Annotated in this window: 24 protein-coding genes and 1 other annotated feature; of the genes, 7 read left to right on the top strand and 17 right to left on the bottom strand. The window is 50.2% G+C overall.

Annotated elements, in window-relative coordinates; genetic code table 11:
- Window positions 1-326: 326 nt before the first annotated feature.
- The gene (locus tag ACLUXO_RS05025) at window positions 327-953 is read right to left on the bottom strand and encodes a TetR/AcrR family transcriptional regulator (protein WP_412136588.1); all 627 of its coding nucleotides are present in this window, start codon (window positions 951-953) and stop codon (window positions 327-329) included.
- A gap of 3 nt (window positions 954-956) precedes the next feature.
- Window positions 957-2,957, bottom strand: coding sequence for an ABC transporter ATP-binding protein/permease (locus ACLUXO_RS05020; protein WP_412136586.1), 2,001 nt, complete (start codon window positions 2,955-2,957; stop codon window positions 957-959).
- A 163-nt stretch (window positions 2,958-3,120) separates the two neighbouring features.
- On the opposite strand from ACLUXO_RS05020, the gene ACLUXO_RS05015 reads away from it, so the two are divergent.
- On the top strand, window positions 3,121-3,945 hold the full coding sequence (locus ACLUXO_RS05015) for a Fic family protein (protein ID WP_412136585.1): 825 nt from the start codon (window positions 3,121-3,123) through the stop codon (window positions 3,943-3,945).
- Between the two features lie 60 nt (window positions 3,946-4,005).
- On the opposite strand, the gene ACLUXO_RS05010 is transcribed toward ACLUXO_RS05015, so the two are convergent.
- The gene (locus tag ACLUXO_RS05010; RefSeq protein WP_412136584.1) at window positions 4,006-4,395 is read right to left on the bottom strand and encodes an iron-sulfur cluster biosynthesis family protein; all 390 of its coding nucleotides are present in this window, start codon (window positions 4,393-4,395) and stop codon (window positions 4,006-4,008) included.
- A 155-nt stretch (window positions 4,396-4,550) separates the two neighbouring features.
- Between ACLUXO_RS05010 and ACLUXO_RS05005 the strand changes: the two genes are divergently transcribed.
- Window positions 4,551-4,775, top strand: coding sequence for a hypothetical protein (locus ACLUXO_RS05005; protein WP_412136583.1), 225 nt, complete (start codon window positions 4,551-4,553; stop codon window positions 4,773-4,775).
- A 173-nt stretch (window positions 4,776-4,948) separates the two neighbouring features.
- Here the strand turns inward: ACLUXO_RS05005 and dltD are convergent, their stop codons facing one another.
- From dltD to ACLUXO_RS04970, 7 genes are all read right to left on the bottom strand, one after another.
- Complete coding sequence (gene dltD, locus ACLUXO_RS05000; protein WP_412136582.1) at window positions 4,949-6,235, bottom strand: D-alanyl-lipoteichoic acid biosynthesis protein DltD; 1,287 nt, start codon at window positions 6,233-6,235, stop codon at window positions 4,949-4,951.
- Window positions 6,225-6,467 (bottom strand): D-alanine--poly(phosphoribitol) ligase subunit DltC, encoded by a 243-nt coding sequence (gene dltC, locus ACLUXO_RS04995; protein WP_035162154.1) that lies wholly within the window; start codon window positions 6,465-6,467, stop codon window positions 6,225-6,227. Before dltC ends, dltD begins: the two co-directional genes overlap by 11 nt.
- An 81-nt stretch (window positions 6,468-6,548) precedes the next feature.
- Window positions 6,549-7,781, bottom strand: a complete 1,233-nt coding sequence (gene dltB, locus ACLUXO_RS04990; protein ID WP_412136581.1) for a D-alanyl-lipoteichoic acid biosynthesis protein DltB — start codon at window positions 7,779-7,781, stop codon at window positions 6,549-6,551.
- Window positions 7,778-9,280 carry a D-alanine--poly(phosphoribitol) ligase subunit DltA gene (gene dltA, locus ACLUXO_RS04985; RefSeq protein WP_412136590.1) on the bottom strand — a complete coding sequence of 501 codons (1,503 nt, stop codon included), beginning with the start codon at window positions 9,278-9,280 and terminating at the stop codon, window positions 7,778-7,780. Before dltA ends, dltB begins: the two co-directional genes overlap by 4 nt.
- Window positions 9,281-9,295: 15 nt before the next feature.
- Window positions 9,296-9,445 carry a teichoic acid D-Ala incorporation-associated protein DltX gene (gene dltX, locus ACLUXO_RS04980; protein ID WP_002878364.1) on the bottom strand — a complete coding sequence of 50 codons (150 nt, stop codon included), beginning with the start codon at window positions 9,443-9,445 and terminating at the stop codon, window positions 9,296-9,298.
- Window positions 9,446-9,637: 192 nt separating this feature from the next.
- Window positions 9,638-9,940 carry a hypothetical protein gene (locus ACLUXO_RS04975; protein WP_412136580.1) on the bottom strand — a complete coding sequence of 101 codons (303 nt, stop codon included), beginning with the start codon at window positions 9,938-9,940 and terminating at the stop codon, window positions 9,638-9,640.
- Window positions 9,941-9,976: 36 nt separating this feature from the next.
- On the bottom strand, window positions 9,977-11,185 hold the full coding sequence (locus tag ACLUXO_RS04970; RefSeq protein WP_412136579.1) for a YncE family protein: 1,209 nt from the start codon (window positions 11,183-11,185) through the stop codon (window positions 9,977-9,979).
- A gap of 611 nt (window positions 11,186-11,796) precedes the next feature.
- On the opposite strand from ACLUXO_RS04970, the gene cbpB reads away from it, so the two are divergent.
- The 3 genes from cbpB (at window position 11,797) to ACLUXO_RS04955 (ending at window position 15,562) form a co-directional block, all read left to right on the top strand.
- A complete protein-coding gene (gene cbpB / locus ACLUXO_RS04965; protein WP_412136578.1) occupies window positions 11,797-12,294 on the top strand; it encodes a cyclic-di-AMP-binding protein CbpB in 498 nt (165 codons plus the stop codon).
- Window positions 12,295-12,426: 132 nt separating this feature from the next.
- Entirely contained in the window at window positions 12,427-14,241 is a 1,815-nt protein-coding gene (locus ACLUXO_RS04960) for a heavy metal translocating P-type ATPase (protein ID WP_412136577.1), read from the top strand.
- 60 nt (window positions 14,242-14,301) lie between these two features.
- Window positions 14,302-14,350: a sequence feature (sodium ion sensor (DUF1646 type); this cis-regulatory element may regulate processes involved in with the transportation of sodium ions), on the top strand.
- A gap of 51 nt (window positions 14,351-14,401) precedes the next feature.
- Complete coding sequence (locus ACLUXO_RS04955) at window positions 14,402-15,562, top strand: cation:proton antiporter (RefSeq protein ID WP_412136576.1); 1,161 nt, start codon at window positions 14,402-14,404, stop codon at window positions 15,560-15,562.
- A 91-nt stretch (window positions 15,563-15,653) separates the two neighbouring features.
- Here ACLUXO_RS04955 and ACLUXO_RS04950 read toward each other — a convergent pair whose 3' ends face one another.
- Complete coding sequence (locus tag ACLUXO_RS04950) at window positions 15,654-16,310, bottom strand: CPBP family intramembrane glutamic endopeptidase (protein WP_412136575.1); 657 nt, start codon at window positions 16,308-16,310, stop codon at window positions 15,654-15,656.
- A 92-nt stretch (window positions 16,311-16,402) separates the two neighbouring features.
- Here ACLUXO_RS04950 and ACLUXO_RS04945 point away from each other — a divergent pair, with 92 nt between their 5' ends.
- Together ACLUXO_RS04945 and ACLUXO_RS04940 are read left to right on the top strand one after the other, a co-directional pair.
- Entirely contained in the window at window positions 16,403-17,503 is a 1,101-nt protein-coding gene (locus ACLUXO_RS04945; protein WP_412136574.1) for a YdcF family protein, read from the top strand.
- Between the two features lie 205 nt (window positions 17,504-17,708).
- Window positions 17,709-18,803, top strand: coding sequence for a BMP family lipoprotein (locus ACLUXO_RS04940; protein ID WP_412136573.1), 1,095 nt, complete (start codon window positions 17,709-17,711; stop codon window positions 18,801-18,803).
- Between the two features lie 263 nt (window positions 18,804-19,066).
- Here ACLUXO_RS04940 and ACLUXO_RS04935 read toward each other — a convergent pair whose 3' ends face one another.
- From ACLUXO_RS04935 to ACLUXO_RS04910, 6 genes are all read right to left on the bottom strand, one after another.
- Entirely contained in the window at window positions 19,067-20,284 is a 1,218-nt protein-coding gene (locus tag ACLUXO_RS04935; RefSeq protein ID WP_412136572.1) for an MFS transporter, read from the bottom strand.
- A 127-nt stretch (window positions 20,285-20,411) separates the two neighbouring features.
- Window positions 20,412-20,846, bottom strand: a complete 435-nt coding sequence (locus ACLUXO_RS04930) for a hypothetical protein (RefSeq protein ID WP_412136571.1) — start codon at window positions 20,844-20,846, stop codon at window positions 20,412-20,414.
- A 15-nt stretch (window positions 20,847-20,861) separates the two neighbouring features.
- Complete coding sequence (locus ACLUXO_RS04925) at window positions 20,862-21,527, bottom strand: hypothetical protein (protein ID WP_412136570.1); 666 nt, start codon at window positions 21,525-21,527, stop codon at window positions 20,862-20,864.
- 127 nt (window positions 21,528-21,654) lie between these two features.
- Window positions 21,655-22,407 (bottom strand): LytR/AlgR family response regulator transcription factor, encoded by a 753-nt coding sequence (locus ACLUXO_RS04920; protein WP_412136569.1) that lies wholly within the window; start codon window positions 22,405-22,407, stop codon window positions 21,655-21,657.
- A 12-nt stretch (window positions 22,408-22,419) separates the two neighbouring features.
- Window positions 22,420-23,658: a GHKL domain-containing protein gene (locus ACLUXO_RS04915; RefSeq protein WP_412136589.1), complete on the bottom strand. Its 1,239-nt coding sequence runs from the start codon at window positions 23,656-23,658 to the stop codon at window positions 22,420-22,422.
- Window positions 23,659-23,707: 49 nt separating this feature from the next.
- Window positions 23,708-24,118, bottom strand: a complete 411-nt coding sequence (locus ACLUXO_RS04910; RefSeq protein WP_412136568.1) for a hypothetical protein — start codon at window positions 24,116-24,118, stop codon at window positions 23,708-23,710.
- Window positions 24,119-24,121 lie beyond the last annotated feature (3 nt).

Here is a 24,121-nt window from a genome sequence, read left to right as displayed (position 1 = left end):
TGTCAACAAGTTTTTGATATTTATTTTTATCTTGCTTTAAGCACTTGGCTCGCTCAAGACAAATAATACTTTACCTTCTTTTTATCCTTTCGTCAAATTGGTCATTTTATTCGGTTTATTATGTGAACACACGGCTTAGTTGTCATTTTCGTTTTTTCTTACTTTTGCCTTTTGTTTAATTTTATCTGTCTTAATCCAGCTGAAGCTGTTTTTTAGTTCGCTTTTAGGTCATTTTTACCAGAAAACTTTTTCAAAAAAATGTTTTTCTCCGGTAAAAAATAAAAACCGTGGGCTAAATCCACGGTTTCTTAGTTCTTGCTCTTATTCTAACCGGCTTTCTTCTTAAAGCCATTTTCCAGGTAGCTCAAGCGGCGGTCCAGGACTTGGGCCAGCTTGGCCGTGTCGACGGGCCGGCCGGCTTCATAGTCTCCTGCCCCTTCACTAATACAGCTGAGGAAGGCCAAGAGCAGGCTGTGCAGGAGAAATTTTAAGTCAGTCCGGTCCCGCAAAGCAACCTTAGCTGTCAAACCGGCAATTTCCTGAGCCGACAGACAGGCCAGCGGGTCTTCTGCCTGCTTGGGCCGGGGCACTTGCTGGGAGTGCAGCATATCGATCTTCCGGTAGAAGAAGGCCGCGTTTCCCCCATAGAAGACTTCATCCAGCCACTGGGGCAGGACCTTCCTGGCCAGGGCAAAAGGATCATAGCCGCAAGCAGCTAATTCTTTCCGGGCGCCTTCGATCATCCCCTGGCTGATCTGGTCACCCAGGTAAAAGTAGACGTCTTCCTTATCCGCAAAATACTGGTAAAAGCTCCCCCGGGGAATCCCCGCCGCCTTGATCAAGCGGTTGATGGAAGCTTCATCGAAGCTGTGGGTAAAAAATTCTTCCCGGGCCGCCGCCATAATCCGGTCCTGCTTTTCCTTAGGCAGGTTGAAAAAAGTCTGGCTGGGCATTTTTTACTCCTTCCGCAAAGCTTCAACTGGATCCAGCTTGGAAGCGTGGTTGGCTGGCAGGATCCCGGCGATCATGCTGATGATGACGCTGATGAGCAAACCAGTCAAGGCGTATTGCGGGGTCAAGCTGACCACGGCCGCCTTAAAGGCTGACTGAGTGAAGCTGTTGATCCCCTGGGCCAAAAGCCAGGTCAAAGCAATACCGACAATCCCGGAAGCCAGGCCCAGCAAAAAGGCTTCGCTGGAGAAGATCCGCCGGATGTCCTTGCGCCGGGCACCCAGGGCCTTCATGACCCCGATTTCCTGGGTCCGTTCGACTACCGAGATGTTCAAGACAACCAGGATCATGATGGCTGAAACCAAAAGGGAAACTGCCGCGATAGCCGTCAGAACGTAAGTCAAAACGCTCAGGATGCTGTCAAACATTTCCGTCATCTGCTCCTGCATTGAGCCGGCAAAGCCCTTGTCCTTGGCTGCCTGCTTGATAGAAGAAGTGTACTGCTTGTCCGTTGCCGTCAAGTAGACCACGTTTGCCTTCAAGGTCAAGCCGTTGTCTTTAAAGATTTTGGCCAAGTCACTGTAAGGCAAAAGCAGGGTGCTGACCTGGCCGGAGCCGGAAGCTTCATAGACCCCGACTACCTTGACCGTCTTGGTGATGGTCTTGGTCCCGATCTGCAAACTTGCCTTAACCTTCTTGCCTAAGATCTTCTTGCCCAAGTTGTCGGCGCTGCCGCTGTCGATCATGACCTCGTCCTTGCCAGCCTTTGGCAGGCGGCCCTTCTTGACCTCTGACTTGGCGATCCCGTCATTGACCGTCTTGAGGTAGATCATGCTGGCCGTCTTCTTGCCATATTTCAACTGGTTGGTCCCCAGGGAAATCGCGCTGTAGCCCTTCTGCAGCTTTTGGACATGGGCGATCTTCTCCAGCTTCTTTAAGTCCTTCTGGCTAAAAGCCGAAGCACTGCTGGTCCCGGACAGGGAAGCCATGTTTTTCTGCTGCTGCTTGGCCAAAGCTGCCTTGTCCCCTGTCTGCTGGGCCTGCATCCCCTGCTGGCGCATCTTCTGGCTGGAAGTCTTCTGGATTTCCGCGACCAGGGGGTTGGAGTAGGTGTTCATCTGCCCGCTGACATAAGAGGTAACCCCCTTGCCCAGGCTGAGCATGAGAATCACGGACATAATCCCGATCCCCATCCCAGTTGCAACCAGGGCATTACGGCCGAACTTGGCCTTCATGTTCTTAAAAGCCAAAGAGATCGCCTTAAAGAGGTTCATCTGCTGGATCTTAACTTCAGTTCTCTGTTCCAAGTGGTGGTCCAGGGGCTTTTGCTCCTGGTCGCTGACGATCTGCCCCTGGTCGATCCGCAGAACCCGGCTGCAGTGGCTGGCCACCTTGTCTGAGTGGGTAACCATCAGGACCAGCTTGCCCGAAGCCGCGATGTCTCTGATCATGTTCAAGATCACGTCAGTCGTGTCCGCGTCCAGGGCCCCGGTTGGTTCATCGGCGATGATCACGTCCGGATCATTGGCCAAAGCCCGGGCAATGGCCACCCGCTGCTTCTGCCCGCCGGACAACTGATCGGGCTTCTTGTGCATGTGGTCCTTCAGGCCCACCTGGGTCAAGAGCTCTTCCGCGCGGCCACGGCGCGTTTTTTCATCCGCGTTGGACAGGGTCATGGCGATTGACACGTTGTCGATCAAGTCCAGGTGGGGGATCAAGTTAAAGTTTTGAAAAATAAAACCGATTGATTTCTTATGGTAGTTGACCATTTCCTTTTTGGAAAAATCGCGCAGGTTCTTCCCTTCGTATAAAATGGCTCCTTCAAAGTCAGAGTCCAGGCCCCCGATCGTGTTCATCAAGGTCGACTTGCCTGACCCCGATTCCCCGACGATGGCGACCATTTCCCCGGCGGCAAATTTAGCATTGACCCCGCGCAAGGCCTCGTACTGGCCCCCGCCCGGCATCTTGTAGTACTTTTTGACGTCTTTTAATTCAAGAACAGTCATCTATCCGTCTCCTTATACAAAAATATGACAACTTGTCATATGACATGTTGTCATATTAATCCCCCTCCCAGCTTCTGTCAAGCAAAACAAAAAACATGACTCCGCATTTCGGTTAAAATGATGGTAGAATGACTTAATTCCAGTAAAAAAGAAGGGGACAAGCATGACCGAACTTTTTCCTAAAGAACTGGCCGAGCTGACAGCTTTAAAAAATGACATGGCCAAATACCGGCCCTTGAGCAAAGAACAAGTTGACCTGCTAAACCAAGATATCCGTTTGGAACACGTCTGGACCTCAAACGCTCTTGAAGGCAGCACGCTTACCAGATACGAGACCGACTCCATCATCAATGCCGGCATTACCATCCACGGCAAATCTTTGACTGAAACCCTTGAAGCCGTAAATTTGAGCCAAGCCTACGACTACATGATCGACCTGGCTACGCAAAAGGAGCCCCTAACCCAGGCCGTAGTCAGAGATTTAAACCGGCTAGCTACTTTGGAAACAGCCAAGAACAAAAATATGGCTGGTGTCTACCGGGTAGTAGAAGCATGGCCAAAAGGCAGAGAATATCTGCACTACACAGCACCTTTTGAAATTAATTCAGCCATGGCTGAATTAATCGACTGGGCCCGAACCGCGATAAAAGCAGAGCATCCCGTCCAGTACGCAGCTGACCTGCACCGGAAATTTGTCAGCATTCATCCCTTCTCAGATGGCAACGGCCGGACCGCCCGCCTTTTAATGAACTTTGCTTTGACAGAGAGTGGCTACCCGGTAATCAACATCCAGCCCGACGCGAAATCCCGGGAGCAGTACATGCTGGCCTTAAGCGACTACCAGGAAAACGGCAACGAAGCGCCCTTCACCAAACTGGTCATTGATTACACCAGGGAAACTTTGGAGAAGCGGATTAAAATTCTCCGCGCCAACGAAGTTGCCATCAAGGAAGCCGAAAACGACACCAACCTGCCTAGAAAAAATTAATCCGAGCAAAAACAAAAAACATGACCCCGGCAAATTCCGAAGTCATGTTTTTTCATGTTCTTAGCAGCTGGCGCCGTTTTGAATCTGTTCAGCGGTAAGTTCGCTTGGCTCGTAAACGTTGACGCCGACCGCGCTGTCAATCAAGCCGCTGCCGTCGCTCAAGGACAGCATCCCGTACTGTTCGCCAACGCTCAAGCTGTCATCCAAGAAGCCCATTTCCGCCTGGCCCGTGTACAAGTCCAAGCCCAAAGCGTTGTCGATCTTGATTTGGTAGTCCGCGTCTGCCTGGTCCAGGGCGACGAACTGGAAGTTAGCCCCGATCGTGCAAGTCCCGCCTTGCAGTGAGTACTTGTTGGACCCATCATTTAAAGCCAGGAGCAAGACTGCCTTGTTTCCCTGCTTCTTTTGCAAAAATTCTCCAGCTTCCGGACTAAAAGTCATTTTAACCATATTGTTACCTCCCCATCGGACTTACTTATTTTTTGATAGTTTAAGTATAGCAAGTTTTTTCTCGGCAAAAATTGATCCAGGTCAATTTTCTTCCCCCTAAGGGCGGAAAAATGCTTAAGAATGTTATAATTTCCCTAAAAGAGGAGGTGGACCACATGACTAAAGTCAAATTCAACCTGGATGACGACCTGGCCATCCTGCTTCAAGCCTACCAAGACCAAAGCGGGACAGACAAGGACGCCATCATCAACCAGGCCGTCAAGGGCCTGCTGGTCAAAAAACTGGGCAAAAAGCGGATCGCCCAGCTGCTCAAGGACAGCGAAGACGGCAGCGACTACCAGCTGGAACAGTTCTTCAGCAGCTACGACTGGCTTGAATAGCAAACAAAAAAGCCCAATTCCACCAACATTGGAATTAGGCTCACACAGTGCGTGCCAAAGCAAACCACATATTAAGGGCTGTTTTCGCTACCGGAGAAAACAGCCTAAGCATTTGACACAAGATAGATTATATACTCAAACTGGCTTTCGGACAATCTTTTCGCCCCGAAAGCTTATTTTTTTAATTTTGCCAGGACGTCTTTATTCGTCAAAGCCACCGTCGGCAGTTTTTTCTTTTCCCGCCAAGTCTTGGTTAGGTAGTAGTCGTTAATCGCGTATTCCGGCTCCGTGTACTTCTGCGCCATAAAAGGCTTGACAGCCTGGTCAACGGCCAGCCAGCCGTTCCAGCCCAGGTGGATGGTGTCTTCCATGAAGTACTTCTTCTTGCCGTCCTTGGACAGGTCATAGATGTTGTCAAAGCCCTGGCTGATCAGCTGGTGCTTGATCTTAGTCGTGGCCGTGTCATACATCTTCTGTGACAAGCCAGTATACTTCTGCCACTTAGCGTTAACTGGCGGAATAATGAAGAGGACCTGGGTCTTGTCCTTGGCGAACTGGTTCAAGAGCAGCTCGAAGTCCGAGTATTCCGGAGATTCAACATAGTTGAACTTCTTCTGGCTCCCCTTCAGTTTCTTGAGCAGTTTGGCATTCAAGCGCTTTTTGTAAAAACCAGTCCGGATCCCAAAGCGGTTGCCCTTGGTATTCTTCTTGGCTTCCTTCTCTGAGGCCTTCTTCAAGCCCTCGTAAGAGTAAGTATCCGGCAGCTTGGCCCCCTGCTGCTCAATCTTTGGCAGGCGGTCGCGCAGCTGCAGGGAAGTAAAGAACTTGTCTTCCGTGGAGTAGGTCTGCCGCCGCCAGCGGAGGTAGTAGCGCTCCTTCTTGGAGATCCCCACACCGGCCGCGATTTCCAGCAGGGCATGGTGGATCACGTGCTCACTCTTCACGCTTGGCATTTGCAAAAGGCGGCGGGCCGCGTAGCGGTCAGCTTCCGTGTCCTTGGCGTTCAAAATAAAGTCGCTGGCATGCAGAGGCGAGTAATAGAGGCTAAAGGCGTCCGGGTTCTGCCCTTCTGCCGTAAACCATTGCGGTGAAATAATCACCACGGCCTTCTTGCTTGGCGCCTCCTGCATCCCCAGGTACTGAGCCAGGGACTGGCTGCCCGCTCCCCCAAGCAGGAAAGGCGTGTAGGAACGCTGGTACTTGGTAGCCAGGACAGTCGGGTGCATGTTGTCAAAACGCGACAGTTCACTTGACCCATAAAAAGGCACGTAGCCCTGCTTATAGGCCTTCTGCCGCATGGCCTTGCCCTTGAAGACAGTCGTGGTCTGCGAAGCGGCGGCCTGGAAAAGGCTGCCCTTTGAGAAGGTCCGCTCCCAAGGCAGGGATAAGATCCCCATCAGCAAGAGCACCGCGCAGATGACTGGCCCAAAGATCAGCCAAAGTTTTGTCTTATTCTTCATCTTGCAGTTTCTTCACCTGTTCAACCAGCTTGTTCGGGGTGTTCCAGTCGTCGCGGTTGAATTCAGAAACCGGAACGGTGATGTCGAAGGTTTCCTGCAGGGTCAAGAGCATCTGCACAGTGGACATGGAGTCCATGATCCCGCTCTCGTAGAGTTCTTGGTCCATGTTGTCTGAGAAGTCTTCACCAGTTGCTTCAGCTAAAATGTCAACGATTTGCTTTTGAATATCCATGATTTTCCTCTTTCTTGTTAAATCTATTTCTTTAGATCTTTTTCTTTTTTCTTTTTTGTTTTCTGTTGATTTTTTAAAAAATTACTTGCCCAGCGGCACGTTGAACCACAGGTTGTTCAGGAAGCCTGAGAAGATCAGGAAGCTGAGGCAGACCACGTTGAAGGTCACGAAAATTGCCACCGCTTCGGTGAACTTGTTGTGCTTGACCAGCTTGTGCTTCTTCTTGAAGCGGAGCCAGATGTCGTTGATGATGATGGCCAGGGCGTGGTAAAGACCGTAGACGATGTAGTACCAGGTCAAACCGTGCCAGACCGCCATCACCATGAAGTTGACCAGGTAGGCCACTTGCGACAGCCGGTTCCGGTTCTTGATCAAGCGCTTCTTCATCGCGAAGAAGGTGAAGCGCATAAAGATGAAGTCTCTGAACCAGAAGGACAGAGTCATGTGCCAGCGGTTCCAGAATTCCTTGATGTTGTGAGCCGCGAAAGGCTTGTTGAAGTTCATCGGCGTGTGGATGCCCATAAAGTAGGAAATCGACACGGCGAAGAGGGAGTAGCCCGCGAAGTCAAAGAACAGGTACATTGAGTAGCAGTACATGACCCCTAAGAGCCACCAGGACAGGTGCAAAGGATACAGCCGCCCGGCCAGGATGGCCTGCTGCTTAAGGTATGGCAGGCAGTAGGTTCCGAAGAACCAGCCCAGGAGGAACTTGTACAAGAAGCCCTGGAAGAGGTATCTGACCGCGTAAGAGAGATCCTTGATGTAGTCTTCCCGGCTCGGCGCCTTGTCATAGTCCTTGACGAAGCGGCGGTAGCGGTCGATCGGGCCGCTGGAGATGGTCGGGAAGAACAAGAGGAAGCGGGCGTACATAACCGGATCCACCTGCTTGATCGTCCCGTCGCGCAGCTCCATGACCACCTGGACCGTCTTAAAGGTCAAATAGGAAATCCCTAAGAAGCCAAAGTCGATCCCCTGCTTGTGGGGCACGATCGGCCAGATCTTCACCCCGACCAAAGGCAGGATGGCCAGGATCACGGCCAGGCAGAAGACCCAGGTCTTATTGGCCTTCCCCGTCTTCTTCCGGTAGTGCTGGTAGGCAAAGGTCACCAGGAACTGGTAGACGATATAGCAGATCAAGGTTACCCCCTGCTGCCACTTGTCCGCGTCGAAGATGAGGAAGATGAAAGCCAGGGAGACCAGGGCTTCGTACCACTTGTAGCGCTTGCCGAAGTAAAGGCCGATGATCAAAGGCAAAAGCGCGATCAACAGGTAGACAAAGTACTGCGGGTTTTCATATGGTTGCAGATTTATCACTCCTGGTTAACCTCCTTGATGACCGCCTTGATGTCGACCTTCCCGTTCTGGGAGATCGGCAGGGCGTCTTGGTAAAGGTAGCGCTGCGGGATCATGTACGGCATCACGTCCTTGGTCAAGCCGTCTCTGATCTGCTTGGTAATGGCCCCTTCAGCGAACTTACGGCTGACCCCGTCGTTTAACTCAACCACGGCTACCAATTGCTTGATCGTGTGGTCAGGCTTGTAGATCGGGGCAGCAACCGCGTGGCGGACCAGCGGATTCTGGTTCATGTAGAAGTTGATTTCTTCCAGTTCGATCCGGTAGCCGTTGAACTTGATCTGGAAACCGATCCGGCCCTTGTAGAAGAGCAGGTCCCCGTCAAAGTAGCCCACGTCCCCGGTCCGGTAGTGCTGAACACCGTCTTCCTGGTAAAAGGCTTCTTCGGTCTTTTCCGGGTTGTTGATGTAGGCCTTGGAAACTGACGGGCCGGCGATGATCATTTCCCCGCTCTTGCCGTCGTCGCCCTGGCTGAAGTCAATGGTGATTTCCGTATCTTCCTTGACATAGCCAATTGGCAGGCGGTCATATTTTTCCAGAATTTCCGGGGTGATCTCCACTTGCGTGACTGCCACGGTCGCTTCAGTTGGCCCGTAGGTATTAAAAATCCGGCTGTCCGGGAAGCGCTTCTTGAGCATTTCAACTTCCTTGCGGGGCAGTTCTTCCCCGCAGAAGAGGAAGTGGCTGAGGCCGGCGTGGTGGCCTGAGTCAAAAGTCCGGTCCAGGAAGCACATTTGGGCAAAGGACGGAGTTGACACCCAGACATTTACGTCGGTTTCCGGCAGGGCCTTGAAGAGCTGGGCAAAGTTTTCCGTCACTTCGTGGGGCAAAACAACCAGTTCCCCGCCGCTCAACAGGGCCGGGTAGATGCTCATGACTGACAGGTCAAATGAGTAAGGAGCCTGGGCCAAGAAACGCGGGTGGTCCGGCAGGTCAAAGTCCTTCAGTTCCCAGTCAACGAAGCTGACCAGGTTGTCGTGGCTGATCTGGACTCCCTTAGGCTTACCGGTCGTCCCGGAAGTACAAATGATGTAGAAGTTTTCGTCGCCCTTGACGTAGTCTGCCTCATCCGCTGTCCCCTCTTCTGGAACGTCATCCGGCGTAAGCAGGGTCAAGTCGCCCAGGTCGACTTCCGGCAAGTCGCTGATAGCAATCAAGACCGGGGAAGCAGAAACTTCTCTGACCAGGTCGATTCTTTCAGCGTTAGAATAGTCGGCGATTGGCACGTAGCAGTGCCCGCTCTTTACACAACCTAAGAAGCAAGCCAGCATGTCAAAAGTCTGCCCGCCCCAAATCATAACGGGTACCTTGGCCGGTGCCTTTTCCTTTAACAAGGCTGCCCAGCTGTTAGCCCGCTTGATCAAGTCAGCGTAGGTATTCTTTTGCCCCAGGTAGTCGTAAACAACCCGGTCTGGTTCTCTTTGCGCGATCTCATCGATCGTCTTGACAATATTTCTCATTTCCACTCAACTCTCCTAAAATTCATTGTAAATAAAGCCAGTTGAACCCAAGCCACAATATTCATACAAATAAATCAAGCCTAATAAAATGAGGCTGTAAAGCAGGGTTCGCAGGATAAAAGACCGGATGACCTTCCCCCGGCTGACTGGTGTCTTGTTTTCCATTAAGCTCATCTCCTCTTCTTTTCACCAGAGTCTGCTATCCCAACAGAATGAAACAACACAACTTACTTTTTGATTACAGTCAACTGTAACACATAATTCATATTTCGTTCACAGTCTTCTGACATTTTACCATTTCTTAACGTATTAAAAAACACAAAAAACCAGTCTTTCACTTTATATTTTTGTAAAAAGCTACTTCAACCCGGCCTTACGCTCCTGGCTGTAGCAGAACAAAAGCGGAATTGAAGGCAGGAAGCCGACGAAGAACATGGCGATCAAGCTCATCCGCAAAACGTAGCTTGGGGAATGCCACTTATCCAGCTTGGCAGTCGCCAGCACGTAGGCCGCGTACAAAACGACCAGAACCAGGCCCCACAAGAAGCTGGCGTAATGAGTGACCTGGTAGAGGTAGAGCAGGCCGCTGGCCGGGATCAGGCAGGACCAGCCGGAAATCTGCACGTCGATGATGATTTTCTTAGCAAGTTGGCTATCCATTTTTTATTATCTCCTTTATTTGATGTTCGCTATTTATCAGTTATTGTCCAGCAGGGCGTTAATATTGACCGACAGGGTCCGGTCCATGACCGTGATATCCTGGCGGGCATACTGGCTGGAGGCCGATTCAAAGAGGCAGAGCAGCTGGCCCTTATAGACTGTGATCTGCTCTAAGTAAGGCGGCATCCTGACCACCTGCTCGGCATTTGACTCGTCGAGGTTGTTCACGGCCGTGATCGGGAAGATGTAGAGCTTGGAATCCTGGCTGCCATATGACTGGCTGAGGAAGATTTTATCCCCGTAGATGGCCAGGCCCTGGATCTGCTTGTTCATACTGGTCGTCCCGTCCGGGTCAGACCAGGAAACGGACTCATTGATGCTGGAAATCTCACTGGTGGTGATGGTGTTTTTGTACTGGCCGGACCGGGCCAGCTTGTAGCTGGCGACCTTGCCATGGCCATTTTCATTGAAGTAGCCGACAAAGAGCTGGTCATCATAATAAGTCAGAGCTGAGGCCTTGGCGATTGAGTTGATTGGAATCTCATGGTCATAGACTATCTGGTCACTGGTCTTGGCGCTGGCCACGTATTCGATCAATTTGGCCAAGGAGAAGGACATCAAGGCTGACTGCCCGTCCTTTGACCCGGTCAGCCAGATCTGCATCCCCTTAGGGTCGTAAGCAATCCCGCCCAGGTGCTGCCGGCCGGGCAAGCGGACCGTTTTCAAAAATTTCCCCGTCTTTTTGTCTAAAACATAAATGACCGAAGCATGCCGGTGCTGGCCGTCATAGGCCGTGATCAAAAGATAATTGTAGGCCACGGCGATCCCCTGGGGGGTCATGGCGCTGGCTGAAGTGATCTTTTTCGCCTGGTAGTCATAGCTCCACGTTGAGATGAGGCCCGGGATGACCACGTCCTGGCCCACCGTCGTCCTTTTCGGGGTCTGGTAGGCGGCCTGGTAGACGAAACTGTAATTGTCCCGGATCGCCTTCCGGTAGGCCGCCAGCTTGTGCCAGGCCGGACTGGTGCTGGTCCCGTCCTTGGCCTTGGTCAGCTTGGGCCGGGCCGCCAGCATGGCCTGCTTCATCTGCCACTGCCTGTAAGCCGGATAGGCCCAGTAATAGCCCCAGGCTGCCAGGCCTGCCAGCAGGATCAGGTTAAAAATCAGCAGACGCAGCTTCCGGTGAAAATGGTGCTTCTTCCGGCTGACTAGTTTCTTTCCGCTTTTTCTGTCTTTTTTGCCCATTGGCCCTCCTTCCGGCCTTTTTTCTAAAATTTTTCCCCTAAAAAAGAAAATTCCCCTCTATCTTAACAAGCCTGGCCAGGGGCGAAGCAATTTTTTCGGCTTTTTTTGAACTTTTTCGCTAAATATCATAGTTTGTTCACATTTCCAGTATAATATAATGATTGTAGCAAGCGAGAGCTTGTTACTACACTCAACTTTTTGTTTTTCATTCATACTCCTCCAAAGTAAATGAAAAATATCGACTGACTCCATAGTCGATTCATATCTATCCCTTTCGGCTCACGTGCGTTGCGTGAGCTTTTTTGTTGCCTGAAGGGACCTTTTTCGGTCTTTATAGATCCGCAAACAATTCTTTACTCTTTGTTAAGGAATTCCAAACCCTTTATTGAGAATTACCCTGTATGATAAACAATGTAACGAGCTGGTAGAACTCGTTACAAATACTCCCACTTTTTTATTTCATTCATTCTTACTCCTCCAAAGTAGATGAAAACCAATTAGGCCTGCGCGAGCAGGCCTTTTCTTTTTTCTTTTCTTTTTCCCAAATAGTTTTATACTTAAATTATGTCAAAACAAAAATTAGCATAGAAAAAATATAAGGAATTAGGTTGATGATTTCAGCAGCTATTCAACGCGTTCTCGCGGAAAAGTCCGGCTCCTTTTTGATTCCGGCCAGCAAGATTGCCATCGTTGAAGAAGACAATCCCCTTTACCATGCCTTCTTGATCTTAACCAAAGTCAAGTACGCCAAGATTCCCGTCTTGAACAAGAAGGGCCAGATCACTGGCCTCTTAAGCCTGGCCATGATCACCGACAAGATGCTGGACCTGGATGGCATTTCCGTTAAGCCTTTGAACAAGTATAAGGTCAAGGATGTCATGGAGACTGACTTCGTTTCCATCAACTTTACGGAAAAAGACATCGAGACCCAGCTCCACCTGCTCGTTGACAACAACTTCCTCCCCGTCGTCGACGACCAGGGGGTCTTTCAAGGGATGATCACCAGGCGAGAATGGTTCAAGGCCTTCAACTACCTGGCCCACACTTTTGACGACCACTATGTCACAGTTGACAAGAAGCAGATCCTTAAATTAGAAGCCGGGAATTAACAATACAATCATAAGCATTTTCAGTGTAAGAAATCCAATTTGTGCTAAAATATATCTAATAAGATATATTGTCTTTTTAGATAAAAAAGTGTGTGTCCACACTCCTTATTTTTACTATTAGGAGGAATAATCATGAAACGCCAATGGAAATTCATTGTCGTCCTGGTTCTCGGGGCGATTGGGCTGATCACTGACAATGTCCTGCACATTCCGGGAATCGCGGAGGTCTTGTTCGACATTGCCGGTGCCTACGTCAGCATCTCCTTAGCCAAGGAAATGTTTGGGGACTTGAAAGAAGGGCACTGGGGCATCGACGTCCTGGCCCTGATCGCAGTCATCTCCATGATGATTACCCGGGACTACTGGGCTGAATGGATGATCCTGGTCATGTCTACTGGTGGCGAAAGCCTGGAAGACTACGCGACCGGCCAGGCCAACCGGGAACTGCGGGCCCTTTTGGACAAGAACCCGCGGGTAGCCGGCAAGCTGGTTGACGGCAAGGTAGTTGAAGTCAAGGTTGACGACCTGCAGATCGGCGACCAGGTCTTGATCAAGCCAGGTCAGCAGGTGCCAGTCGACGGGACCATCATTGAAGGCAGCTCTGCCTTTGACCAGTCATCTCTGACCGGGGAATCAGTTCCGGTGGACAAGACGGTCGGCGACGACTTGATGTCCGGTTCCCTTAACGGGGAAACCGCCGTAACCATGGAAGTCAAGAAGCTGGCCAAGGACTCTGAATACCAGTCCATCGTTGAACTGGTTAAGTCTTCTGCTGCCCAGCCGGCCAAGTTCGTCAAGATGGCGGACCGCTATGCCGTGCCATTTACTATCATTTCATTGATTATCGGGATCGCTGCCTGGGTAACGACCGGGGACTTCACCCGCTTCGCGGAAGTCATGGTCGTGGCCTCCCCATGTCCGCTCTTGATCGCCGCTCCAGTTGCCCTGGTAGCGGGGATGAGCTCCATGTCCAAGCACCACATCATCGTCAAGTCCGGTCCAACCTTGGAACAATTAGCCAAGGCCAAGACTTTTGCCTTCGACAAGACTGGTACTTTGACCCAGAACCAATTGGTCATCCAAGACGTTCTGCCGGAAAACGGCTTTGACAAGGAAACCATCCAAAGCTACGCGGCCAGCCTTGAGCAGCAATCCGGCCACATCATCGCCAACTCCCTGGTTCAAGGGACTGACAAGAACTTGATCCAAGCCGTAAGCGACCTGCAGGAATCAACTGGTAACGGGGTCAGCGGGACCGTTGACGGCAAGAGCGTTATGGTCGGCAAGCTTTCCTACGTGGCGCCTGACGCTAACGTAAACAAGGCCAAGACTACTGCTGTCTACGTTTCAGTTGACGGCAAGTACGCCGGCTGCATCACCTTCAAGGACCAGCTGCGGCCGGAAACTCCGCAAACTTTGGCCCGCCTGCGCAAGCAAGGCGCAAAGCACATCATGATGCTGACCGGGGACAACAAGGATGTGGCCCAAGCTATTGCTGACGTGGCCGGCGTCGATGACGTCCGGGCTAGCCTTTTGCCAGCCCAGAAGATTGAAGCCATCAAGAACGTGGCGCCTGAAAACCGCCCAGTCGTCATGACCGGGGACGGGATCAACGACGCGCCAAGCTTGACGGCTGCTGACGTCGGCATTGCCATGGGGGCCAAGGGGGCTACCGCGGCCAGCGAAAGTGCTGACGCGGTCATCATGGTCAACGACTTGAGCAAGATCAACGATGCCGTGGCCATTGCCAAGCACACCATGAAGGTAGCTGAAATCGACGTTATCACTGCCATCGTGGTCGTTATCCTTCTGGAACTGGTGGCCTTCACTGGTCTTATTCCGGCCTTCTGGGGCGCTGTTTTGCAGGAAGTGGTCGACATGATCACCATCTGCCTGGCCCTTTTGGCTAAGACCGAACCGAAGAATCCAAAACAAACGGGTTTATAAAATTTGTCTTTTCTCCAATTTCTTGCTAAAGTATTATTAGTTAACATAACATTTTTCAGAGGTTGGAGTTTCAAAACTTTCAAGAATTTGCTTCTTTGGGTCAAGAAGCTTTTTCTTGGGAGTTTTTTGTTTTCCAGCCCTTTTTGAAACGGAGGTCAATATGGAATTTATTGGACAACTGATACTGGTCTTGCTGATGACGACCCTGCTGGGGCAAGTCTTTGCCCGCTTCAACTGGCCCCCGGTCATTGGCCAGCTCTTATCGGGGATCCTGCTGGGACCGGCTCTTTTGGGCTGGATCCACCCTAACGAAACGATAACTCTCTTCTCCGACATCGGGGTTATCATGCTGATGTTTTTAGCCGGGATGGAAAGTGACCTGGACTTGCTGAAGAAGTACTTTAAGATCAGCTTCACGGTGGCCACGGTCGGGGTTATCCTCCCTATCCTCTTTATCGGCGGGGCCTCCCTGCTCTTCGGGATGCAGTTCCTGGAAGCCCTCTTTATCGGGATCGTCTTCGCGGCCACCAGCGTCTCCATTTCCGTGGAAGTCCTGCGGGCGACCGGGAAGCTGCAGACCAAGGCCGGGACGGCGATTTTGGGGGCAGCGGTGGTCGATGACATTTTGGCGGTGATCGTCCTCAGCCTCTTCACCACCTTCAGCCATGAAGGCGGCAAGTCAGGCCTGACCAACAACTTCTTCCTGAACCTGCTCTTTGAAGCCCTCTACTTCGTCTTCGTCTGGCTGGTTTACAAGTTCATCGCGCCGAAGTTCATGCAGCTGGCGGAAAAAATCAATGTCAGCTACTCTGTGGTCATCGCCTCTTTGATCCTGTCTTTGGGCATGGCCTACATTGCTGAATTAGTCGGCTTGAGCGCCGTGGTCGGGGCCTTCTTCGGCGGCCTGGCCATCCGGCAGACCAAGCAGGAAGCGGAAGTCAATTCCTCAGTCTCCGCGATCGGCTACTCAGTCTTCATTCCAACCTTCTTCGTCAACATCGGCCTGTCGATGACTTTTGCCTCCATCAGCCAGGACTTCCTCTTCATCGTGGTCATGACCATCCTGGGCGTTCTGTCTAAGTACTGGGCCGGTAAGTACTCATCTGAAATCTTCGGCCTTAAGCCGCTGGAAGGCAGCATTGTCGGGGCCGGGATGGTTTCCCGGGGGGAAGTGGCCTTGATCGTGGCCCAGATCGGGATTGCCCACCACCTTTTCCCAAAGGACATTTACTCCAGCTTGATTCTGGTCATCATCTTGACGACAGTTCTCTCACCAATCATGCTCAACCACTACATCAGAAAAGACGAAGCGCAAAACTAAAAAGCAGCGAAGCCAAGCTTCGCTGCTTTTCGTATCTCCAAACAGATTTCTCTTTTTCTCTTTTTGTTGTATTGTTGTTTTTCCTTTTGGCCTAGCCTAAAATGCTGAGCATGTTCCACATGATGTGGGTGGCCATGGAATAGCGCAGGTCCTTGGTGGTCATGTAGACCCAGGCCAGGACTGCCCCCATCATCCAGTAAACCAGGAGATATGGTGACCAGAAGGGATTGTGGGCAAAGGCAAAGAAGAAACCGGAAACCAGGATCCCCGCCCACTTGGCGACCTTGCCGGCATGGTTAAAGAGGAGGTTGAAGAACATCCCTCTGAAGATGATTTCCTCCATAACCGGGGCAACTAAGACCACCATGATATTGTAGGTCGGGCCCGCCGTCTGCTGGAGGTCATCCAGGTTCTGCTGGTTGACTGAGACCCCGCCGCCGATCAGATTCATCAAGAGGATGTAGAGCAGCTGCATCAAGAAGAAGCCCCCGACTGCGGTGGCCAGCTTCCGCCAGTCCCAGTGGAAGTCCTGGCTGAAGCCCCAGTCATTGTCATCATCCAGCTGCCCCTTATAGAGCCAGAAGCTGAACCAGAAGACCAGGACAGTCGAGAGGGCCAGGATGAAGGCCTCAGCCGACCCGAAGCCAAAGATGTCCGGGTAGAAGTAAAACTCCTGCAGGGTCGTGTACAGCGCGAACACGATTGCGATTTCGATCAGGTAAAAGAGATAATGCCCAATTTTTTTCACGTTTGTCACCTTGTTGTCTCAAAAAAATTCTTATCCTCTATTATAATAAAGTTTGACCAATTTTCTAAACGATATGGACGAGGACCTAAAAAATGCCATCCGGATTAAACACACTGCTATTTCTATTCAGCCAGAACCGGGCTTTCAGCTACTTTACCATTTTAGTGGCGATTGCCGCGGTAACCTTTATTTTTTCCTGGCTGAGCGACCCGCGCCGCTTGATCAACGGGGTCTTTTTCACCTTTTTCATCGCTTCGCTGGGGGCCTGGTTCACCTTCTTGGTCTATGCCACCAACCTGCCCAGCTTCCGCAAGGTCTACCTCTGGGTTTTAGCGATCTTGGCAGTAACCGTGGCCGTCATCGTCTCCTTCTCCTGGATCCTGCTTTTATGGAACTCCTATGTGGTCTTGAAGCATGAAAGCCATACCCTGCCCAACCTCCTGACCTTGATCCTGGCCGGGGCCATGCTGGGCCTCTGGGTCTTCATTTTCATCGGCCACTTCGCCCGCAGCACGCCGACCGGCCTGCGCCTCATCCTGGACATTTTCCCAACGGTCGCGGTCTACCTGGCAGCCGTCATGTACAACTTCCTGGTCAACCTCCTGCTCTACCAGATCGTTCCCCGCCGCTACCCGCAGAACTACCTGATCGTTTTGGGAGCGGGCCTGATCCATGGGGACCAGATTTCCAACATCCAGGCGGCCAGAATCAACCGGGCCATCCAGTTTGCCTACCACCAGCAGGAAAAGGGCCAGCCCTTGCCCAAGTTCATCATGTCCGGGGGCCAGGGTCCAAATGAGAAAATTTCTGAAGCAGCAGCCATGGCCGCTTATGCCATCAAGCGGGGGGTCCCGAAGGAACTGATCCTGCTGGAAGACCAGTCCAGAAATACCGAGCAGAACATGGAATTTTCCCAGATCGTGGCCTACAACGACTATGGCAATGACAACTTCAAGGCCTGCTTCTTTACCAGCAACTACCATGTCTTCCGGTCAGCCATCTACGCTAAAAAGGCAGGGCTGGATGCCAACGGGATCGGTTCTTACACCCGCCCTTACTACCTGCCCAACGCGGTTTTGCGGGAATTCGCCGGCATGTTCGTCATGAACCGCCTCCGCCACTTCACCGTGATGGCCCTGATCGTGGCCGGCTACATCGCCTTGGCAATTTGCAAACTACTAAATGTCTTTTAACTTTTTAAAAATTACCTGGAAAAATCCGGGTAATTTTTTATTTTTTCTAGTATGCCCTTCCCGCTTAGAGCCATATATCTTGAGGGCTTTTTGGCAAAAAAGAGAATCCCGTCAAATCAACACTTTATCTTGTGGGTGTCCTTTTGACACGACTACCAAATATTGATAAGATCGTAATCGTGTTAAATTTAAGGGGGATTTTATCGTGAAGAAAATCAAATTCAAGCAAGTTCTGGCTACTGGTACTGTTTTAGCAGCAGGGATTGCCCTGACTGCCTGCTCAGGGGCCAAGCAAAATGGCGGCGGCTCCAACAAGAAGAGCTCAGCCAGCGTGGCCTTGATCACTGACATCGCCGGGGTTGACGACCACTCCTTCAACCAGTCCGGCTGGGAAGGGATGGTAGCTTACGGCAAGTCCCAGGGCTTAAAGCGGGGGACCAACGGTTACCAATACTTTGCTTCCGGTTCAGCTTCTGACTTCACGCCAAACATCAACCAGGCAGTTTCAGCTGGCTACAAGACGATTTTTGGCGTTGGCTACTCACTTAAGGGGGCAATTGCTTCAGCGGCCAAGAAGCACACTGACAAGAACTTCGTTATCATTGACGACGTGATCAAGGGGCAAAAGAACGTGGCTTCCGCCAACTTCAAGTCTCAAGATGCTTCCTACATGGCCGGGGTAGTTGCGGCCCGGACCACCAAGACCAACGTGGTTGGCTTTATCGGCGGGGTTCATGGGGACATTGTCGACTTGTTTGATGCTGGTTTCACCAAGGGTGTCCAAGACACGGCCAAGAAGATGGGCAAGAAGGTCACGATTTTGAACCAATACGTCGGCTCATTTACAGCCGCTGACAAGGAAAAGTCAATTGCCAAGGCCATGTTTGCCAAGAAGGCGGACGTGATCTTCCACGCTTCCGGTTCAGCCGGCCAAGGCTTGTTCAGTGAAGCCAAGTCAGTCAACGAAGAACTGCCTGCTAACTCCAGCAAGAAGGTCTGGGTCATCGGGGTTGACTCTGACCAATCAAACCTGGGCAAGTACAAGTCCAAGGATGGCAAGAAGTCAAACCTCTGCTTGACCAGCGTTATGACTGGGGTCAACGTAGCGGTTAAGGACATTGCCACTAAGGCAGCCAAGGGCAAATTCCCAGGCGGCAAGCAGCTGGTTTACGGCTTGAAGCACAACGGGGTCTACTTGACCCGGGGCTACGTGGCTGACTCAATTTGGAAGCAGGCACAAACTGCCCGCAGCCAAATTCTGGCTGGCAAGATTTCCGTCCCAAGCCACCCAAGCAAGTAAGCAAACAAAAGAGTCTGGGAAAAAAGACTCTAACGAATAAAAAAGGCTTCTAGAAGTGAAAAACTTCTGGAAGCCTTTTTGCTATGTATCTCAAATCACTCATCTTACTAAATACTGGAGCAGAGAGCTGCTAAAGATCTCTTTTTGTCATGTATTGAGAATCTTCCAGCCAATCAAAAAAGATGAAGCTCGAAATATTACATCGAGTTTCACCTTTTTCAATTATCTAAAGTCCAGTTTTTTCCCAGACTCTTTTTTGCGTATCAGGCGTTTTTTTCGCGGCCAGACTGGAGCAAGACCAGGCAGAAGATCACGAGGAGGATAATGGCGCCAGCTGAGAAGTAGAGGGCCACACTGCTCTTTACCCGGCCTTCAAAGAAGCCCAGGACCAGGGCCATGATCAAGGTCAAAAAGATGCCCACGAAGCAGAGCAGGGCCGTGCTCCGTCCCTGGTAGGCGGCGGGAGTTTTCATGATCCGGCTGGTTTCCAGGTAGGTGTAGACGGGGATGCCGGTACCAAAAATGCTGCCAAGCAGGAGGCCGAAAACAAAGGGAGAAAGTTGGCGGCCTGCCCCGCCGCTTAGGTAGGTTGCCCCGGCAGAAAGGACGATCAAGGCAAGGACAGAGAGCTTTTTAAGACCAGCAGGCAGGCTGACCACAGCCCGGTTGAGGCCAGCACCAACAGCCACGGCCAAGATGATGCCCAGGCCAATCACCAGGATCGACTTGAATTTGGGATCATAGCGGCCGATTTTTAAGATTACCAGGCTCATGACCAGTTGGTTCCGGCAGGTAAACAGGACTTCAGCAGCAAAGATCAAGGCGATACCTTTTTTAAAGACGATGCTGACTGATTCACGGATGTCGCGGACCAGGATGGAAAAGCTGAAGCTGGGCTTAGAGTCAACAGCAACCTGGTCAGCCGGTACCCGCAGCCAGATTAAGAGGGCCAGCAGGTAAAGGGCAACACAAAGGTAGAGATAGTTGGGCAAAGCCACAAAGCTGAGGGTCACGAAAACCAGCAGATAACCGACAATTGAAGCGATAGAGTTCAGCGAGCTGATCCCCTGCTGCACCAAGGGGATGGCCTCCCGGTTCTCCTTGCGGACGATATAGACGGTTCTGGCGGCGTTGTCGAACTCACTGATAACAGAAATAACAATGTCGACAACAATCAAGACGCCGATGAAGGCCGCCTTGTCCAGGTCAAAAATCAGTGGCGGAAGCAGGCAGGCTATTCCAGAAAGCAAGGTGGTGAAAAAGAGAATCCGCCAGGCACCATGCTGGTCAACGAAGCTGCCGATAGCCAAGGCAAAGGCTACGCTCACGGCAACGCTGATGTTGTTGACCAAACTGTTGACCGCGGGGCTGGAGACGTACTCCTGGACTATGAAGGACAGGGCCACGCTATAGATGCTGGCGGCCAACATGATCATTCCTTGCGAGGAATTAAAGGGCAGGGTCGGAATTTCTTTTTTCATTGTTCATTCACCTTGTTTTCACTTTTCATTCTTTACTGAAAGTATACTCCTTTTTCGCTTAAATGGTATTTTTTCTATAAATTGGATATAAAAAGTGCTGGGCAGAAGCTCAGCACTTTTTCATCTATTAAGCTTTTCTCCCAGCTTTAACGGCCCAAGTGACCAAGACCAGGCCAGCGAGAAACATTGCCTCTGGCAGCAGCATGCTGGATAAATTAAAAGTCGCATCCCGCAAAAAGTAGAAGGCCAGCAAGGCACTGATGATCAAGACGGCCGCGAAATCGCGCCAATCTGCACTCGTGAAACGTCGGTGGTCTTTGTTAACAAATATCATGACCAGGCCAGCAAGACCCAGCAGCAAATAGAGAGCCGCAATCACAAAAAGTACCAGCGCCGTTTCAAATTCCTTTCTGATTAGTACCCCTTCAACTAGGAGCAGACTCCCGCTTGCCAGAAAAATTACCGCTAATTTCCGCCAGCTAAAAGTCACCGGCAGCTGCTTAAAGCCGCTCAGCAGCATCCCGCCGCCAATCAACAAATTTACCAAAAACAAGCTATTCATTTCTTTCCTCCACCTTTACTTCAAAATGTGCAAAGAATATTGACAGGAAAAATTGAAGTCCAGATAAATTCTATTCTTACGGTGCTTATTGTTATAAGCAACAAGGTCTGATGCAGCACGGTTAAATCTGTTTGCTACACCTTGAACACCCAACGATGCCAAGTTTGCTGCTAACGTATACCATGGTGAAATATAAGCAACAGCATCGCCAACTGCACTCCAAAAGATGGAATCATTTCCACGATCATTAGCAATCTTTCTGAAATGAGCGGCGCCTCTCTTCACAGCTTCATTTGAAGTAAAGTAATATCTCTTTCCCCACCAAAATGTTTTAGTCGTGTAATTACTGTTGTGAACTGCAAAAGAAAAATACTTGACAGGCGTATAAATTTCTTTAGATTCCGTATCAATTTTCATTGAATTCGACGCAATCTGTTGATTAACTCTAGCTATTTGATCATTGATGACTTTAACATCTTCACTAGACAGCTTTTCCCTAGCTTTTTGTTCATCGAATACAAACCGATTTCCTTTGACGCTCACGTACTCATCGGCTTTATGAACATCATCTATAGTAACTTGATCATTCTTTTCAGTATCTGCATGCACAACCGTGGTATTAATACACCCTAAAAATACTCCTATACATGCTACAAAAAATAGTTTTTTAAACAAATTCATAATGTGCTCCTCCTTGCGAAACTACCTTTACATCCGAACTATCCTTTCGGCCTAATCAGAATTATAGTTTCAACGTAAAAAAGAAGGGCAAGAAATTCAAATCCAGTTATTTATCCGTCATAAGCGGTCAATTCTGCTTCAGCTGTCGCAGCTGACGGCTGCAGCTGCGCGCGTATTTCAGCCTCTCCCCGTCAACTAAAGAGATAGTCCTGGCGCGCAAGTCTATCTCAGCAATATTTTTCGGATTAACTAAGCATGATTGGGAGATTTTCAGCAAAAAATCACATTCCTGATCAAGCTGCTTAAGATTGCCGACAAACTCCGCCCGCAGATTTTTCGCGACCAGCTGCAGCTTATGTGGAAATGGCGTCGTCGCGACGTAGTAGACATCATCAGTGTTGATATTTCTAAGCTGCCGGCCGACTTTATAGGTAAAAGTCTGCTTTTTAATCAAATTAAGTTGCGTCAATCTTTCCATTGCCAGGCGCAAAGTCGCCACAACCCTCTCCTGCAGACTGTCCAAATCAGCATTTTTGACGATATAGTCCAGCGTACCGATTCTTCGCTGAAAAGTCTGTAAGGCCAACTCCGAATGCGTGGTTACAAAAATGATCTGTCCCTGTGAATCAAGACGCAAGAGCTCTTCAGCCAAGTCCAAGCCATCCATTTCTGACTTGGCAAATTCAATATCCAGAAAGTAGATTCCCCGCTGAACCTGCCGGTCAGCCGCGTAAGCCAAAGCTTCTTGCGGGGATCCCATTGCTGAAACAGAAACGCTTTGTCCGTAATCCTCCGCTAAAAATTCTCCCGCTAATTTAACGACCTTTGTCAAAGCCTGAGCCTGAAGCAGGTCATCATCACATACCAAAATTTCAGTCATCTTTCCCCCTAATTATGCGACAGTCAGCCCAAAAATGAACTTGTCTCCTTCAATTCGATACTCAACAAACAAATTCGCGTATTTCTTCTGCAGTTCTTGTACATTGCTTAAACCCAAACCGGCATGCCCTTGCTTGCTGGTAAAATTCTTTTGGCCAAAGGCCGGCAGATCAGCTTTTTGCTGGTCTCGCAGCTTGTTTTTTATGGTAAATTCAAAGGAATTTCTCTGATCGCGATAAAACAAAATCTCAACAATAGGGCTCTGACCACTTGCTTGGTAAGCCTGGCTTTCCTCAATAGCATTGTCAAAAGCAATCCCAATGATTCTGATCAAATCATATACATCAATCCCTGCTGGTATTTCGATCATCTGCCGGGCTTCGAAAATATAGCGAATTTGCAAGCGGCGGAGTTTCTGCAGCTTGGCGATCACCAAGCTCTGCAGCTGCAGGTCAGCAATCCGGTCAACGTCCTTGAACTGCCATAACTCTTCTCTTTCCAAAATGTCATCAGAATACTTTTTCAAGCTGGTCAAAGCCGCTGAAGCCTGGTCATTCTTTAAAGAAAGCTCCAAGCTGCGCAGCATGTTTTGATAGTCATGCTTAAAGCGCCGCAATTCTTCCTCGCTATTTCTGACGCTCTGCAGATAGCTGCGCAAATTCTCTCTTTCCTGGTCAGCCAGCTGCCGTTCATAGTCCCGCTGGTTGGCCAATAAAACCAACAGGGTCAAGCAACCCTGCAAAAGCAGCAAGATCAAAAGGCTGGCCTCTGACCAGCCAAAAAGCCACAAGCTAAAATCCCAAGCTAAAAGACTAGAAAGCAGATAGATTTTCAACAGATAATCCAGCTGCTTGTGCCTTTTTTCATTCAGCCGCCGCCAGCCTTCTGCCACTAGCGCCAGAACAGCATAGGTGAGCAAGACCAGGAGCAGACTGCCCCTTCCAGCTTTGAGAAACGATTGTAAAAGCAACAGATTTGCCAAAGACACGCTCAAGCCATAAAACAGAAGCATTTGCCAGTTTTGCCGGTGATAAAAGTAAAAAGCCGACAGCAGCAAAACAATGTTTGCCAGATACAAGGCGACCTGCTGGTCTGCTTCTTTCGCGAAAATGAATTCAAAAGTTAAGACACCCAAGCCCGCGGTCGTCAGCAGGTCTTCTTTTTCCCAACTTACATGCATTAATCTAGCCAAACTTGTCAGCTCAAACAAAGCTGAAACAGTGGCTAAAGCAATCAATACCAGCTCTTCCATTTTCACCCTTTCCTCCTCCAACAACTAATCTTTGCCACATCTTACCCCCTTACTCCTCCTCGTTCAAGCTCTGGTAGCCATATTGGGCCAGCTGCTGGTCAGTATCAATCACTGACATCCCCCGGACCAAGCAGTAGATCAAGACTGCATCCCGCTTCACATTGGCATAAAGCGCCCCGTTGTCGCTCAAAGACAAGAGACGGTTAGTTTCTTTCAATGACAGCTTCAAGCTGAGGGCCAGGGACAAAACCTTGTTTCTCGTCGGCATTCGCCGCCCTTTCAAGATCTGATAGCCATAGCTGCGCTCAATCGCGGCCTCATTGAAGAGGTCACTCTTCTTAACCCCCTTGTCTTCGATCAGCTTGTTCAAGTAGCCGGCAAAATTGTAATCTGCCACTTGATCTAGTACATTAGAAATATGGTCTGCTTTTAAAGCAGCAAGCAATTTATCGGTTTCCATTTT

This window comes from Lactobacillus delbrueckii subsp. bulgaricus (genome assembly GCF_046938665.1).
Classification (GTDB): Bacteria; Bacillota; Bacilli; order Lactobacillales; family Lactobacillaceae; genus Lactobacillus; species Lactobacillus delbrueckii_C.
Note: the sequence above shows the minus strand (reverse complement) of the source record. Positions and strands in the feature narration are given on the sequence as shown.

Coding starts and splice junctions, on each gene's coding strand:
- ACLUXO_RS05025 (WP_412136588.1), bottom strand. CDS start 953: ATGCCCAGCCAGACTTTTTTCAACCTGCCTAAGGAAAAGCAGGACCGG.
- ACLUXO_RS05020 (WP_412136586.1), bottom strand. CDS start 2,957: ATGACTGTTCTTGAATTAAAAGACGTCAAAAAGTACTACAAGATGCCG.
- ACLUXO_RS05015 (WP_412136585.1), top strand. CDS start 3,121: ATGACCGAACTTTTTCCTAAAGAACTGGCCGAGCTGACAGCTTTAAAA.
- ACLUXO_RS05010 (WP_412136584.1), bottom strand. CDS start 4,395: ATGGTTAAAATGACTTTTAGTCCGGAAGCTGGAGAATTTTTGCAAAAG.
- ACLUXO_RS05005 (WP_412136583.1), top strand. CDS start 4,551: ATGACTAAAGTCAAATTCAACCTGGATGACGACCTGGCCATCCTGCTT.
- dltD (WP_412136582.1), bottom strand. CDS start 6,235: ATGAAGAATAAGACAAAACTTTGGCTGATCTTTGGGCCAGTCATCTGC.
- dltC (WP_035162154.1), bottom strand. CDS start 6,467: ATGGATATTCAAAAGCAAATCGTTGACATTTTAGCTGAAGCAACTGGT.
- dltA (WP_412136590.1), bottom strand. CDS start 9,280: ATGAGAAATATTGTCAAGACGATCGATGAGATCGCGCAAAGAGAACCA.
- dltX (WP_002878364.1), bottom strand. CDS start 9,445: ATGGAAAACAAGACACCAGTCAGCCGGGGGAAGGTCATCCGGTCTTTT.
- ACLUXO_RS04975 (WP_412136580.1), bottom strand. CDS start 9,940: ATGGATAGCCAACTTGCTAAGAAAATCATCATCGACGTGCAGATTTCC.
- ACLUXO_RS04970 (WP_412136579.1), bottom strand. CDS start 11,185: ATGGGCAAAAAAGACAGAAAAAGCGGAAAGAAACTAGTCAGCCGGAAG.
- cbpB (WP_412136578.1), top strand. CDS start 11,797: ATGATTTCAGCAGCTATTCAACGCGTTCTCGCGGAAAAGTCCGGCTCC.
- ACLUXO_RS04960 (WP_412136577.1), top strand. CDS start 12,427: ATGAAACGCCAATGGAAATTCATTGTCGTCCTGGTTCTCGGGGCGATT.
- ACLUXO_RS04955 (WP_412136576.1), top strand. CDS start 14,402: ATGGAATTTATTGGACAACTGATACTGGTCTTGCTGATGACGACCCTG.
- ACLUXO_RS04945 (WP_412136574.1), top strand. CDS start 16,403: ATGCCATCCGGATTAAACACACTGCTATTTCTATTCAGCCAGAACCGG.
- ACLUXO_RS04935 (WP_412136572.1), bottom strand. CDS start 20,284: ATGAAAAAAGAAATTCCGACCCTGCCCTTTAATTCCTCGCAAGGAATG.
- ACLUXO_RS04930 (WP_412136571.1), bottom strand. CDS start 20,846: ATGAATAGCTTGTTTTTGGTAAATTTGTTGATTGGCGGCGGGATGCTG.
- ACLUXO_RS04925 (WP_412136570.1), bottom strand. CDS start 21,527: ATGAATTTGTTTAAAAAACTATTTTTTGTAGCATGTATAGGAGTATTT.
- ACLUXO_RS04920 (WP_412136569.1), bottom strand. CDS start 22,407: ATGACTGAAATTTTGGTATGTGATGATGACCTGCTTCAGGCTCAGGCT.
- ACLUXO_RS04915 (WP_412136589.1), bottom strand. CDS start 23,658: ATGGAAGAGCTGGTATTGATTGCTTTAGCCACTGTTTCAGCTTTGTTT.
- ACLUXO_RS04910 (WP_412136568.1), bottom strand. CDS start 24,118: ATGGAAACCGATAAATTGCTTGCTGCTTTAAAAGCAGACCATATTTCT.